This window comes from Paenibacillus sp. NPDC056933, assembly GCF_042674385.1.
In the GTDB taxonomy this organism is placed as follows: domain Bacteria; phylum Bacillota; class Bacilli; order Paenibacillales; family Paenibacillaceae; genus Paenibacillus.
This window is the reverse complement of record NZ_JBHUQN010000001.1, coordinates 625,027-638,324: the sequence shown is the minus strand read 5'-3', so window position 1 is coordinate 638,324 and position 13,298 is coordinate 625,027. Positions and strand designations below refer to the sequence as shown.

General features: G+C 45.8%; 15 protein-coding genes. 3 read left to right on the top strand and 12 right to left on the bottom strand.

Going from position 1 to position 13,298, the window contains the following annotated elements; translation table 11 throughout:
• Positions 1–149: 149 nt before the first annotated feature.
• The 3 genes from ACFTRD_RS02730 to ACFTRD_RS02720 all read right to left on the bottom strand — a co-directional run bounded on the left by ACFTRD_RS02730 (position 150) and on the right by ACFTRD_RS02720 (position 2,053).
• Positions 150–437, bottom strand: coding sequence for a hypothetical protein (locus tag ACFTRD_RS02730; protein ID WP_379377636.1), 288 nt, complete (start codon positions 435–437; stop codon positions 150–152).
• Positions 438–611: 174 nt separating this feature from the next.
• Positions 612–1,100, bottom strand: coding sequence for a DinB family protein (locus tag ACFTRD_RS02725; RefSeq protein ID WP_379377635.1), 489 nt, complete (start codon positions 1,098–1,100; stop codon positions 612–614).
• 29 nt (positions 1,101–1,129) lie between these two features.
• Positions 1,130–2,053, bottom strand: a complete 924-nt coding sequence (locus ACFTRD_RS02720) for an AraC family transcriptional regulator (RefSeq protein ID WP_379377634.1) — start codon at positions 2,051–2,053, stop codon at positions 1,130–1,132.
• A gap of 274 nt (positions 2,054–2,327) precedes the next feature.
• On the opposite strand from ACFTRD_RS02720, the gene ACFTRD_RS02715 reads away from it, so the two are divergent.
• Positions 2,328–2,591, top strand: coding sequence for a DUF2642 domain-containing protein (locus ACFTRD_RS02715; RefSeq protein ID WP_228469179.1), 264 nt, complete (start codon positions 2,328–2,330; stop codon positions 2,589–2,591).
• A gap of 60 nt (positions 2,592–2,651) precedes the next feature.
• Here ACFTRD_RS02715 and ACFTRD_RS02710 read toward each other — a convergent pair whose 3' ends face one another.
• Positions 2,652–3,446 (bottom strand): DeoR/GlpR family DNA-binding transcription regulator, encoded by a 795-nt coding sequence (locus ACFTRD_RS02710; RefSeq protein WP_379377633.1) that lies wholly within the window; start codon positions 3,444–3,446, stop codon positions 2,652–2,654.
• Between the two features lie 354 nt (positions 3,447–3,800).
• Here ACFTRD_RS02710 and ACFTRD_RS02705 point away from each other — a divergent pair, with 354 nt between their 5' ends.
• Positions 3,801–4,463, top strand: coding sequence for a hypothetical protein (locus tag ACFTRD_RS02705; RefSeq protein WP_379377632.1), 663 nt, complete (start codon positions 3,801–3,803; stop codon positions 4,461–4,463).
• A 525-nt stretch (positions 4,464–4,988) separates the two neighbouring features.
• Here the strand turns inward: ACFTRD_RS02705 and ACFTRD_RS02700 are convergent.
• From ACFTRD_RS02700 to ACFTRD_RS02665, 8 genes are all read right to left on the bottom strand, one after another.
• Entirely contained in the window at positions 4,989–5,225 is a 237-nt protein-coding gene (locus tag ACFTRD_RS02700) for a hypothetical protein (protein ID WP_379377631.1), read from the bottom strand.
• Between the two features lie 219 nt (positions 5,226–5,444).
• Entirely contained in the window at positions 5,445–7,079 is a 1,635-nt protein-coding gene (gene groL / locus ACFTRD_RS02695; protein ID WP_379377630.1) for a chaperonin GroEL, read from the bottom strand.
• Between the two features lie 74 nt (positions 7,080–7,153).
• Entirely contained in the window at positions 7,154–7,435 is a 282-nt protein-coding gene (gene groES, locus ACFTRD_RS02690) for a co-chaperone GroES (RefSeq protein WP_024630746.1), read from the bottom strand.
• Positions 7,436–7,887: 452 nt separating this feature from the next.
• Positions 7,888–8,670: a twin-arginine translocase subunit TatC gene (tatC, locus tag ACFTRD_RS02685; protein WP_379377629.1), complete on the bottom strand. Its 783-nt coding sequence runs from the start codon at positions 8,668–8,670 to the stop codon at positions 7,888–7,890.
• A 78-nt stretch (positions 8,671–8,748) separates the two neighbouring features.
• A complete protein-coding gene (tatA, locus tag ACFTRD_RS02680) occupies positions 8,749–8,997 on the bottom strand; it encodes a twin-arginine translocase TatA/TatE family subunit (RefSeq protein ID WP_192264744.1) in 249 nt (82 codons plus the stop codon).
• 208 nt (positions 8,998–9,205) lie between these two features.
• Positions 9,206–9,691 (bottom strand): MogA/MoaB family molybdenum cofactor biosynthesis protein, encoded by a 486-nt coding sequence (locus ACFTRD_RS02675; protein ID WP_379377628.1) that lies wholly within the window; start codon positions 9,689–9,691, stop codon positions 9,206–9,208.
• A gap of 39 nt (positions 9,692–9,730) precedes the next feature.
• A complete protein-coding gene (gene moaC / locus ACFTRD_RS02670) occupies positions 9,731–10,234 on the bottom strand; it encodes a cyclic pyranopterin monophosphate synthase MoaC (protein WP_228469176.1) in 504 nt (167 codons plus the stop codon).
• Positions 10,235–10,249: 15 nt separating this feature from the next.
• Positions 10,250–10,888, bottom strand: a complete 639-nt coding sequence (locus tag ACFTRD_RS02665; protein ID WP_379377627.1) for a 5-formyltetrahydrofolate cyclo-ligase — start codon at positions 10,886–10,888, stop codon at positions 10,250–10,252.
• Between the two features lie 278 nt (positions 10,889–11,166).
• Between ACFTRD_RS02665 and ACFTRD_RS02660 the strand changes: the two genes are divergently transcribed.
• Positions 11,167–13,125 (top strand): ABC-F family ATP-binding cassette domain-containing protein, encoded by a 1,959-nt coding sequence (locus ACFTRD_RS02660; RefSeq protein WP_379377626.1) that lies wholly within the window; start codon positions 11,167–11,169, stop codon positions 13,123–13,125.
• Positions 13,126–13,298 lie beyond the last annotated feature (173 nt).

The window sequence follows — 13,298 nt, the reverse complement described above, 5'->3', positions numbered from 1 at the left end:
GCATAAGAATATCATTCTTATAACAACAGGTTTTATTTAACACATCCTATATGATACCACCTTCACATCAGCCATATCTATCCTCAAAAAAAGTTTAAGCCCCTGTCGACAACATGTCCGACAGAGGCTCAACAAGCGAATTACATCAATCAGAAATCAGATGTTGCAATTTGAATCGTACCTGTAGAAGCACCTGCCGCACTAGTCAATAAGGCAGCTACGAGCAGCAAGTTTACAGACAGTGTAAGGCTGTTGCCGGCAGGGATTAAATACGTGATGACAGGAGCATCCACGCGAGTAACAACCAAATCGACTGGGAACGGACCAACGTTGTTAACCGTGATGCTGGCATTGACGCCTCCAGCCAGGTTCTCATAATACGATTTGCCCACGCTTGCAGCCAAGTTGTAAAACTGTGACGGTAAAAGGATGGCCATAGAAATCACCTCCTTTTGCTTTGATACGGTATTCTATGTTTGGAATCTATTAATGTAACGGTAAAATGACAGTGTTATAATGTCCATTTTAATAGAGATGCTAGACTCCCTAATCAAAAAGCCCCGCCAGATCATCCGGCGAAGCCAATTCCATGCACTCACATTCTAAGATTGTTAAGCATAAAGCATGAAAAAGTTCAGCTCATGCCCCCGCTGTTTGAGATAGTTATACAGCTGTGAACGGTGGTGGAATACATGTGTTAACGTTTCAATTTGCCATTGGGCCTGCAAATGGCCATGCTCCATATAGAAAGCTTTGGTTGAACGGTTTAACAGATCTTCTTCGCTCAATGAAACGATATACGCTTTGTAGGTTTCCAAATTGCTCCAAAGGGTCGCCTCCAGTTTTTCAATGTCCTCGATCCCCGACAAGCTATTCTCCACCAAACCAACTTCAGCCTCATCTTTCTCCTGCATAATCGCAAGGTCCGATGCCGTGATCTGAATAAAATGGTGGACCAGTTCCACCAGTGAACGCATATTCTCCTGCGGGCGATAAGCCCAGTCCTCTGGACGGATCAAGCGAATCAAGCTAGCTCCCGTACGAACCCCTGTCTCCAATTCACGGAGCAGATGATCCCGCATTTGCATTGTTCCATTCATAAATAGTCTCTCCTTTATCTTATATATTGTCATGAATTCAATATAACGGATTGAGCAGCTGATTTATTGTACAAATCGGACAACATCTGATGATGTTCTTTGGCAGCTGTCAGCGGGGTGTCTCCATAGAACTTGCGAAATTGACGAATCAGATGGGCTTGGTCATAAAAACCATGAATCAAGGCAAGCTCTACCCCATCCGCCGTATGCCCCTGATGAATACTGTCCAGGACACGGTGAAAACGAACAACTTCGCTGAATCGCTTGGGACTGATTCCAATCCATTCTGCAAATTTCCGATGCAACTGCCGTTCACTGATAACCTCTCGCATCGCCAGTTCACTGACACTCATGCGCCCTCCATCCACAAAGACACGGTGCAGCACGTTTTTCATCATATCACTCTCATATGTATGAGCCTGCACGGACAACGGGCTCAAATAGGAATTCATCACCTGTACCCGTTCTTCAAAGCAACTCGTTTCAGCCATCCGCTCCTGAAGTCCATTCAGCTTGGCTGGCCAACATTCCTCAAGCGGAATACGCCTGTCCGTAAATTCTTCCAACGGCAAACCGTGAAAGACATATGCTCCCCCCGGGAAAAAGCGTACGCCAAATGTGTATTCGGAAGAAGCAGACACATTGGCTGACTCAGGTACAACGAACGGATGTGTATAATTGCCACAGTACGCGTATGAATGTACCAAACGGATCGGGTCGTATGTAATCAGCATGTCCGTGCAGCCATCCGGCAATACCCGGGCAGGCATAAACATATAAGGCTGATCTGCTGTACCTTGATTCTTTTCTGAATACGGAAGAGATCCCGACTCCCAGTAACAGGCTATATAAGCCAGCAGGGGAACAGATGGGGTTTGCTCAATATAATAGGTGTTCAAATCCGCTCCATTCATTTGAATGGGTCTGAACAGCGGGTGCAGGCTGGGGTCCACAAATCATCCCTCCGTTACTTGCGTATATGTATTTACCTATCATACCATCAACCGATGAAATGAAAAAAGTGCCCCGCCGGACGATCCGACGGGGCTAGTCACACATCTATTTAACACGAGAAGGGGTTTACAAGACTTATCTTACCCCTGCTACCTTAATGGAATCTGAAATGGAGATGAAAAGAACATCAAAATTCAAACGCTACAATCATCCAGTGTCGCATGGGTAGGCAACCGCATAGAATGCCCTATAAATGATTTGGGAGGTTTTTTCGTGAATAATTATCCAATGATGCATCATATGGCTAACTCACCTTACATGCACCACATGCCTCATAACATTGTGGTTCATCAGGTAGATCATTGTATAGTCGAGAGCTTGATGTCCTTGGTCGGAAAAGTGGTTATCCTTGAAACGACACGCGGCAGACTTGACGGATGTGTTGTCACTGTTAAGCATGACCACGTTGTGCTGGAGGAAAGACAGAAGAAATTTTTTGTGCGCATTGCCGAAATCGTCTGGATTATGCCCGATTAAGAGAAGAAAGGAGCTGCGATTGCAGTTCCTTTTTTTACTTTACTGTTCATACATTCGTCTTCACACGTGAGTTTCACTCGGCATCATCCATTTGGTATTGGATTCGTCAAGCTGCGCTTTCCATTCTTCCGGGGGCTCCAGCTCCGAGATAACCATATCCACATTCTCGAAATCACAGATCTTCACCATCGATCGCTTATACCATTTCGATGAATCCGCCAGAACGATAGAGGTTTCCGATTGCTGAATCCATTTGCGAGTCAAAGTTGCTTTCTCATAATCATAGCTTGTGAATCCATGTTCCATGGATAACGCATCTACCGTTACAAAGGCTTTATTCACAAAAATGTCTGACATACTTGCTTCTGCAATTGCACCAGCCACACGGAGATGCTTCACACTCACTTCACCGCCAAGCATAATGATCCGGCCATCGAATTGCTCTCGCTTCTTCAGTTCAATTAAGGACATCATGGCAGAGATCGAACTCGTTAGAACTGTGACCTCCCTCTTCTGGGATAGAAACGGAATAATCTGGAGCGGTGTTGTGCCTTCATCCAAAAAAATAACGTCGTGATCTTCAATCAGCGTAAATGCCAGATACCCGATTTTCTCCTTCGCCTCTTGATTGACACAAGCTCTCTCGAACAAGGCAGGTTCTACTTCCACCTTCAGCTTGATCGCACCACCGTAGACCTTTTTCAGCTTATTTTCTTTCTCAAGTTCATCCAAATCTCTGCGAATCGTCTCTGTTGTAACCTCAAACATGCGAGCCAGGTCACCCGCAATGACCTTCCCATGCTCGTTAAGCAAGTTCATTATGCTTAGTCTTCTTTCTTCACCTGCAAGAGACATGCCCAGTCCTCCCATTCCTCTTTATGATTACGATGCATATTGAACACTATAGTAACTATAACGCCAGCGCCGATGGTGGCGCTTCAGGAACGTCCCCTACCAGATTCCGCATCCATTTCTGAGAGCGATAACGCTTATACCCTATTAGGGCCTTGCTCATCTCTTCACCTAAAAACAATGCATAAATCCACTCCGCCCGCTCTAAACATACCGACAATCCAAACATTATTCAAGAAAAATGCAGTCATCGCCGCGGCTTGAAGAAGCAGAATATTTCCCAAAGAAGCATGCACTTCACCACTCAAATTAGGACATATATAGGGAGGCATATTATAATGAGCATGAGGTGAGATTTTGCAATTTCTATTTATAACCCTGTTCTTAATTGCATTCATTGCATCATTCGTATTTCTTGTTTTGGCGGTCCTTTCCGCAAGGAAACAAAATGGAAACACAAATAGGCATGTTATTCTAACGGGGATATGCCTTGTAATTGGTTGTATCGGGGTTTACGGTAAGATATCTTTGACGGATAAGACTGTCCATAACGGGACAACTCAGACAGAACACTCTGGCTTCAACATGACAACGGAGGAGTTCAAGAACAAGTTCAATTCAATTGTAGGTAAATATCGGTTAAATGGTTTAGGTGTGACCCATCTGAATGTGAAAGAGTCCTCAGAAGATAACACAAGAACTTTCGAGTATGTCTTTAGTGATGATTTACGTATGATTGGTGTGTTGGATTCAGATCAAAGATTACAAGGAGTCAGGTTATACGGGACTGGTGATGTCAGCGAACCAACCGACGGAACCCTTTTAACCGCTATTGCCACACTCATTCTTACAACCAATAGCGATTACACTTATAATGATGCGCAAGACATCATACAGGATATCGGTTTATTAGATCGCGATGTGGATCAGACCGATTTTGAAGGGGCAACGGTTCGGAATGGATTGGAATATCGCTTTATCATTCAAGATAGTCGCACTTTTACTTTTGGAATATCGTAACGAAGTACGTTGCAATTGCGTGAAAAAGGCCGCTCCATTACGGATCGGCTCAACGTCTGATATGTATTATTGATGGATAAACCCAAAAATCAAAGTGATCACTATACAAAAAAGCGATACAAGGTACAGTATCCATTTACTGATTTTATCTTTGAAAGTGATCATTAAACAAATAATGCAAATCCACGCGATTAATAGTTGCCACATATCCAAAAAAAACCACCCCCACACTGCGAAGAGTTATTCAAAATTCACAAATTCACTTTGATTGTTCCAACTCATCTTAAAGGTTATCGGGTCTTTGGTTTTCTCCGCATCAGTAATATAGTACAAAGAATCCATGGCAGTTTAAATATAATTTCATAAAATCCCTCCTTTTAGGAATATACCCAAAAATGTGAGTTATGACATTCGCTAATCATCCCTAGCGTCTGCTCTAGCATTATGTGTCTTACCTTTGAATCAGATGGTTAATAATCTTCTGAGCATCGTATTTATCTTGGATGCTATTTGTGGTATTAGTTATTACCTTGTGTATCGATCGATGTCATCGATCGCAGATTGGTGCTCTCTTCTATGATGGTCTTCATGCTGACGTACGTCGTTCTTTAATTTTGCTAAGAATCCCCATCCCATAAAGGCAAGTAAAAGCACGGTAATTAGCGCATAAGCGAAGCTATATAGATTCATGTAAAAATTGATAAAAATTGCACCAAGCATCAAGCCCAGAATCCATAATACCCACTTTGTACTCTTTCTCAATTCATCCCCTCCTCAGACTATTATACTAATTCCTTCTATGTATCAAGGTACATACGAAAATAATAGATACAAGGTTGCAATCACAGGATATTCATAACCCCACTCCTTGATCAGATTAATAAGAAGTGTAATGCTGGTCACACCGTGACGGAAATGAAAAAAAGCTCCCTCTCGGGAGCCTTTAATCTATTGGCATTACAAAGGTTTTTACACCTTTACTTACATCATGCCGCCCATTCCACCCATGCCGCCCATGTCTGGAACGCCGCCACCAGCACCTGGAGGTTCTGGTTTGTCAGCGATAACCGCTTCGGTAGTCAGGAACATCGCTGCTACGGAAGCAGCGTTTTGCAATGCATAACGTGTTACTTTCGCAGGGTCAACGATACCCGCTTCGATCATGTTAACCCACTCGCCAGTCGCAGCGTTGAAGCCTACGCCAGTTTGTTCTTTTTTCAGACGTTCCACGATGACGGAACCTTCTTCGCCAGCGTTAGCTGCGATCGTACGAATTGGAGCTTCCAGAGCGCGCAGGACGATGTTTACGCCTGTTTGCTCGTCACCGGACAGGGCTACACCTGCAACCGCGTTGTATACGTTCATAAGCGCTGTACCACCACCGGATACGATACCTTCTTCAACCGCAGCGCGAGTTGCGTTCAGGGCATCTTCGATGCGCAGTTTGCGTTCTTTCAATTCTGTTTCAGTAGCCGCACCAACTTTGATTACTGCTACGCCACCGGACAATTTAGCCAGACGCTCTTGCAGTTTCTCTTTGTCGAACTCGGAAGTTGTTTCTTCCAGTTGTGTACGGATTTGGCTTACACGTGCATCGATATCGGATTTGTTGCCAGCACCGTCAACGATGATTGTGTTTTCTTTGGTTACACGGATTTGACGAGCTGTACCCAGTTGTTCCACAACAGCGGATTTCAGGTCCAGACCCAGTTCTTCCGTGATCAATTGGCCACCAGTGAGGGCAGCGATATCTTGCAGCATGGCTTTACGACGGTCACCAAAGCCAGGAGCTTTAACAGCTACAGCATTGAATGTACCACGCAATTTGTTCACAACCAGCATCGCCAGTGCTTCGCCTTCGATATCTTCAGCGATCAATACAAGCGGTTTGCCTTGTTGAACGATTTTTTCAAGCAATGGCAGGATTTCTTGAGTATTGGAGATTTTTTTGTCAGTGATCAGGATGTACGGGTTGTCCAGAACCGCTTCCATTTTGTCCGTATCCGTGATCATGTATGGAGAGATGTAACCGCGGTCGAATTGCATACCTTCAACCACTTCCAGCTCGGTAGCGAATCCACGGGATTCTTCAACCGTGATAACGCCGTCTTTGCCCACTTTTTCCATAGCTTCAGCGATCAGTTCGCCTACTTCTTCGTCAGCTGCAGAGATCGCTGCAACTTGTGCGATGGATTGTTTGGTTTCAACTGGTTTGGAGATGGATTGCAGTTCAGCTACAGCAGCTTTAACTGCTTTGTCGATCCCTTTACGGATACCGATTGGGCTAGCACCTGCAGTTACGTTTTTCAAGCCTTCTGTGATCAGCGCTTGAGCGAGTACAGTTGCAGTTGTTGTACCGTCACCGGCAACATCGTTCGTTTTGGTTGCTACTTCTTTAACCAGTTGTGCACCCATGTTCTCGAATGCATCTTCCAGTTCGATTTCTTTAGCAATTGTTACACCATCATTCGTGATCAGCGGGCTTCCGAATTTTTTCTCCAGAACCACGTTACGGCCTTTAGGACCGAGTGTTACTTTTACTGCGTTAGCCAATGCATCCACACCACGAAGCATGGAGCGACGAGCGTCTTCACTGAATTTAATGTCTTTAGCCATGTTAAGAAAACCTCCCTAGTTTTTGGTCTAAAATGGTGTTGCTATATGGTTCGGTTAACCGATTAAATTTGAAATTAGTCGAGAATCGCGTGAATATCGCTCTCTTTCATAATCAAATATTCTTTACCTTCGAATTTGATTTCTGTACCGGCATATTTGGAGAAAATAACACGATCTCCTTCTTTCACTTCCAGAGCTACACGTACTCCGTCTTTCAATACTCCAGCACCAACTGCAATAATTTTACCCTCTTGCGGTTTTTCTTTGGCGGAGTCCGGAAGTACGATCCCGAAAGAAGTGGTTTGCTCTTGCTCCAGTGGTTCTACCAATACGCGTTCACCTAAAGGTCTGATCATGAAAAATAGCCTCCTTTTGAAATTATATAACGTTGCATCGTGGGTTGTAGCCATATGTATTAGCACTCGACAGTGTTCAGTGCTAACAACCAACTTTATGATACTCAACTTGAAGCATGATTTCAAGTCCTTTTGATGAATTCTTGTGAGATTTTACATCAGATTTACACCAACTCAGCCAAACAGCACTCATTTGCCATCATATTTGTGGTCTTATGCTAATCTTATTCTACGGAATCCACTCGTCCTCCTGCAACGTTCCCAGGCAGTCCTTTTTCCATTGTATCCATTATTGATTAGAATATGCCTGCTTGTCCTGTTGCGTCTAAGGGAAAACTACAGAAATAACCCGGAGCAGAACAGATCGTCTTCTCCGGGCATGTTGCCATGTATCCTATTCCAGTCCAGTAACAGTCCTTTATCCAGGAATATTCAATATGGCATTTAATTCTCTAACCCGCATGCTTCTCATCTTCAGCACGAACGTAGCGAGATTCGATCTCTGCGTCTGCCGCGAGCTGCTTGCGGTATACGATTGCAGATAGAAACACACTGATTTCATATAACAGGAGCAGGGGAATCATCACCAGAATATCCGATATAAAATCTGGAGGTGTAATGACCACTGAAATAAAGATCAGGACAAAATAAGCAACTCTCCGCATCTTGCGAAGCCGAATCGGATTCAAAATCCGAAGTCCTGTTAGAAACATAATAAGCAAAGGAAGTTCGAATAATAGGGATACGGGCAACACAATCCCAAACAGGAAACTGAAATATTGCTTCATTCCGTACGTCTCCACAAGCCCCATTTTCTCCGTAATTGCCGTAGTGAAGGCAAGCGCCATTGGAAAGACGACGTAATACGAGAATGCCACTCCTATAAGAAATAGCAGGAAAACATAGGGTACATACTTCAGTGATGCTTTTCGCTCGCGCGGTCGCAATCCGGGACTAACAAACTTCCAGATCTGAAACACCGTAAATGGCAGCGTAATAATCAGTGAAAACAGCCCGGCAATCTTCATGTAGATGCCAATCCCGTCCCAGAACGAAAAGGCGTGCAGCACAAAACCCTGTGCTGACTCGGCCTTCGTCAGATAGCGATATACCGGGTCCGCTACGAAAAAACCTGCAACCAGACCCAGCACAAAAATGCTTAATACGTAGATCAGCCGCTTTCGCAGCTCGCTCAGATGTTCCGTAATCGTCATTTCTTCATTTTGCTGCGTCATGCCTGCCCCCCAGTATTGCCAGCTTAAAATACAAAACCCTTCCGGCAGGAAGGGATTTCTCTTTCGTTGCCGTACAGATTATTCCGGCAGGCGCTTATCAGCAGGCTTGTCTGCAGCTGTGCTCTCCGATGCCAGCGGCTTCGCCTTTTCCTGCCCCTTGCGTTTGGAATCATCATCAGAGATAATGTCTCGTGCACCTTCCTTGAATTCACGGAAAGTTCGTCCGACTGCACGCCCAAGTTCAGGCAGCTTGTTCGGCCCAAACAATAGCAAAGCGACAATGACTAGCAATATGATCCCCGTTGGTCCAATACCACCAAATCCCATAGTTATCCTCCTCCTTGTCTCAACCTACTAGAAGCAGCGAACCTGCACCCGCAAACCTTGAACGATACAGCTACTGTACTTTTTAGAATTAAGCCCATCATACCATAGATGTAACCACTTACATAACCCATAATATTCACAAAAAGACATGTAATTCCGGCATTAAATCTGGTGTAATTCACCATCTGTTATTTGAATGAACCAGGTCCTACTGCTTGAATTGACCCGTAACCATCAGCAATGCTTCCGGAAGCTGGTCCATAATCGCCGCCAGATGTTCATGCACACCCTTCGGTGTACCTGGCAAATTGACAATCAATGTACGTCCACGAATGCCGCATACGCCACGGAATAGCATCGCAGAACGATTCTTGCCCATGACACTGTATCGCATGGCTTCAGCCATGCCTGGAACTTCCCGTTCAATAACTCGTCGGGTCGCTTCCGGAGTAATATCACGAATCGCAAGCTCCGTACCTCCTGTAGTCAATACCAAATCAGCGTGAAAATAATCTGTCATCTCAATCAAAGCCGCAATAATCTCATCGGGTTCATCCGGAACGATGCGGTACTCCACGATTTCCCCACCCAGTTCTTCTTCCACAAGCTCCCGGATCACTTGGGCACTCGTATCCTCACGTTGTCCTCGGGCCCCTTTGTCGCTGGCTGTCAGGATTGCTGTTCTCCACACCATAAAGATCACCCTTCTCCTCTATGAAAAAATAAATAACCCTCATCGGCTAAAATCGCCGTTTTTGCCACCACTCTTCGAATTCAGCATGGTTGGACCGATAATCATATCTTTTTGCATGGCTTTGCACATGTCATAGATCGTCAGTGCCGCAGCCGAGGCCGCCGTCAGCGCCTCCATCTCGACACCTGTTTTCCCTTCGGTTTTGACCGTGGCTTCAATCTGTAATTCATCCACACCGTTATCATGAAAACGGATATCCACACCCGTCAGTGCCAGCGGATGGCACATCGGAATCCAGTCGGATGTTTTCTTGGCGCCCTGAATGCCGGCGATTTGAGCCACAGCCAGAACGTCACCTTTACCGATACGCCCCGCTCGAATTGCTTCCAGCGTAGCCGGATTCATCGTCACCTTGGATACCGCCACAGCTGTGCGTACGGTGCTTTCCTTGCCTGAAATATCAACCATCCGGGCTCGTCCCTGTTCATTAAAATGGGTCAATTTCCCGCTGGAAGCCTGGTCATTACTCGCTTCTGAATTCAATTACATCACAACCTTTTATTCGATATGTACTATACCTTCGGTTGTCAACAACAGATCAAGCCGCAGATCGAGCTGGTCCATCGGAATTTCATCCTGCAGTTGTCCTGGCAATACGAATGAAGCCATCAATGGTCTTCTGCCGGTTGTTGCACATTTTGCTGCAAGTGTCTCGGCAAAGCGATCATAATAACCGCCCCCATAGCCAATGCGTCCACCATGAAGGTCATATCCCAGCCCGGGTACTACGACAAGATCAATATCCGGCCAGCTTTCAGGTTGCAGCACTTCACAGGAATCCTTGGGTTCAGGTATACCCCATATTCCCGGCTCAATATCCTGCTCCCCATTCACTCGCCGTAATTCCATACGAGCCGGATTGGCCAGCACTTTCGGAGCGAGCATCAGATCTCCATGCTTCCAGCCCTCTTCAAACAAAAAGGCCGTCGATGCTTCGTTTCCATAAGACAAATAGCTGAATAGAACGAGAGGTTTGTTCTCCAGCTTCCATTTGTCTCGCCTAAGGCGCTCCAGCTCCCGCTTCGTCACCACCTGAATCTCAGTCATCACCTGCTGACGCATGCTTCCATCCATCAGATCACGGCTTTGCTTGAGCTTGGAACGAAGGCGGCTTTTCTGTCCCGTACGATCCTGCATATCCTTGGATAACCTCCTGTTGATCGGGAAGGTAAACTAGCTCTCATTGAAAAACAATTTATATGTTATGCACCAGTTGTCATCTTGTTGGAATGGCCAAATGATTCATTTTCTGCAAAATCCTCATGTAATAACATGCCTTGTTTCAGTTTATCATTGATTGACCAAAAAGACTACACGCCCCAGGCACTCTCAATCGGTGCATTTGCTCTGTATTTCATGTAAACTGAGATGTAGTTGTCAAATCACGAACTGGACCTATGGAGGAACTTAATTTTATGCTGCTGCAAGTATCCGGAATTATCAAACGTTTTGGTGTCGATCCGATCCTGGACGGCGTGAACTTACAAATATTAGAACGCGAGCGCATCGGCCTCGTTGGTGTTAACGGCGCAGGGAAATCCACGTTGCTCAAAATTGTGGCAGGGGAAATGTCCTACGATGGCGGGCAGATTTTCAAATCCAAGGAAACGACACTCGGTTACCTTGCCCAGAACAGCGGACTGCAATCGGACCGCTCCATATGGGATGAAATGATGAATGTATTCGCTCATCTGACCCAGGCTGAAGCAGATCTGCGTCAGATGGAACAGGAAATTGCTGACCCTGCCCAGATGGAAGACGAAAAAAAATATGCAGACCTGCTGGAACGTTATGCGAAACGCTCGGACTGGTTCAAGGATCATGGCGGTTATGAGATGGAAACCCGCATTCGCAGTGTACTTCACGGGATGGGATTCGGTGAATTCTCACCGGGTACCCGGATTGCCACACTGAGCGGCGGTCAAAAGACACGTCTTGCGCTCGCTCGAATTTTGCTCCAGGCCCCTGACCTGCTCATGCTGGACGAGCCTACCAACTATCTCGATATCGCCACCTTAACGTGGCTTGAGGATTATCTGAGAGGTTATTCCGGCGCACTGCTCGTTGTATCCCATGACCGGTATTTTCTTGATCGGCTTGTTACAACCATCGTGGAGATTGAACGGCATCGCTCGAAAAAATATACGGGCAATTACAGCCGGTACATGGAGCTTAAGGCTGCCGAGTATGAAAGCCAGATGAAGCAATATGAGAAACAGCAGGATGAAATCTCCAAGATGGAGGAATTTGTTCAGAAGAATATTGTCCGTGCTTCAACAACCAAACGGGCGCAGAGCCGACGCAAGGCACTCGATAAGATGGAACGGCTGGATAAACCTATGGGAGATCTGAAGAAAGCCCACTTCTCTTTTGAAACGGCTGTCATGTCCGGCAAGGAAGTGCTCCGTGTGGATCAGCTATCCGTGGCTTACGATGAGGCCTCGCCGCTGTTCCGCAATGTATCTTTTGATCTTAGACGCGGGGAAACGGTTGCTTTGATCGGTCCAAACGGTATTGGCAAATCCACCTTGCTGAAATGCCTCACCGGAAGTTTGCGTCCTGCAAGCGGTGAGATCCAATGGGGTACCAAGGTGCAGATTGGCTATTATGATCAGGAACAGACGGGACTTAATCCTTCCAATACCGTGTTGGAAGAGCTGTGGAGTGCCTATCCAGGCATGGAGGAAGCGCGGATTCGTACGGTGCTTGGCAACTTCCTGTTCAGTGGAGATGATGTACTCAAAAAAATCTCCTCGCTCAGCGGTGGAGAAAAAGCTCGTGTGTCTCTCTCCAAGCTCATGCTCATGGAAGCCAACATGCTTATTCTGGATGAACCTACGAACCATCTTGATCTGTTCGCCAAAGAAGTGCTTGAAGCCGCACTGATGGACTATGAAGGCACATTGCTGTTCATCTCCCATGACCGGTATTTCCTTAACAAAATGGCTGAGCGTATTGTTGAGCTTCATCCAGGTGGAACAGAACACTACCTCGGCAACTATGATGATTATGTAGAGAAGAAACAGGAGCTTGAGGACATTGCACGCGAAGCTGCTGAAGCACGCCTTGCCTCCTCCAAAAACTCTGCGAAATCGGATCCGGGCCTGTCTGCAACCGAAAAATCCGGAGCCGCTTCATTCGAAGCTGACAAGCAGGCCAAGCGGGAAGAACGAAACCGCCAGCGCAAGCAGGAAGCTCTGGAACAACAGATTGCGGAGCTGGAAACGGAGATTACGGAGCTTGAGGCACAGATGGCCCTGCCTGAAATATATCAGGATTACATGAAGCTGCAAGAGCTTCAGGAACAAGCGGAGAGTCACAAACTTCAACTTGCCAAGGCTTATGAAGAGTGGGAAGAATTAGCTTTGGAATAAGCTGGCCCTTTCAGTCCATTTCCCTGCTGTCCTGCTGCGTGGAACAAATAGCAAACAAAAAAGCTGATTCCTTGACGGATTCAGCTTTTTTGTTAATTATAACTATAGGGTTTTGACAAGAGTGTTTTCATATTTGTCAAATTCACTCGAATTACGGGAAATATTTTTCTGTT

What these genes read in the sequence shown, in the direction of transcription:
- ACFTRD_RS02730 (WP_379377636.1), bottom strand. Translation starts at nt 437, where the DNA reads ATGGCCATCCTTTTACCGTCACAGTTTTACAACTTGGCTGCAAGCGTG.
- ACFTRD_RS02725 (WP_379377635.1), bottom strand. Translation starts at nt 1,100, where the DNA reads ATGAATGGAACAATGCAAATGCGGGATCATCTGCTCCGTGAATTGGAG.
- ACFTRD_RS02710 (WP_379377633.1), bottom strand. Translation starts at nt 3,446, where the DNA reads ATGTCTCTTGCAGGTGAAGAAAGAAGACTAAGCATAATGAACTTGCTT.
- groL (WP_379377630.1), bottom strand. Translation starts at nt 7,079, where the DNA reads ATGGCTAAAGACATTAAATTCAGTGAAGACGCTCGTCGCTCCATGCTT.
- groES (WP_024630746.1), bottom strand. Translation starts at nt 7,435, where the DNA reads ATGATCAGACCTTTAGGTGAACGCGTATTGGTAGAACCACTGGAGCAA.
- tatC (WP_379377629.1), bottom strand. Translation starts at nt 8,670, where the DNA reads ATGACGCAGCAAAATGAAGAAATGACGATTACGGAACATCTGAGCGAG.
- tatA (WP_192264744.1), bottom strand. Translation starts at nt 8,997, where the DNA reads ATGGGATTTGGTGGTATTGGACCAACGGGGATCATATTGCTAGTCATT.
- ACFTRD_RS02675 (WP_379377628.1), bottom strand. Translation starts at nt 9,691, where the DNA reads ATGGTGTGGAGAACAGCAATCCTGACAGCCAGCGACAAAGGGGCCCGA.
- ACFTRD_RS02665 (WP_379377627.1), bottom strand. Translation starts at nt 10,888, where the DNA reads ATGCAGGATCGTACGGGACAGAAAAGCCGCCTTCGTTCCAAGCTCAAG.
- ACFTRD_RS02660 (WP_379377626.1), top strand. Translation starts at nt 11,167, where the DNA reads ATGCTGCTGCAAGTATCCGGAATTATCAAACGTTTTGGTGTCGATCCG.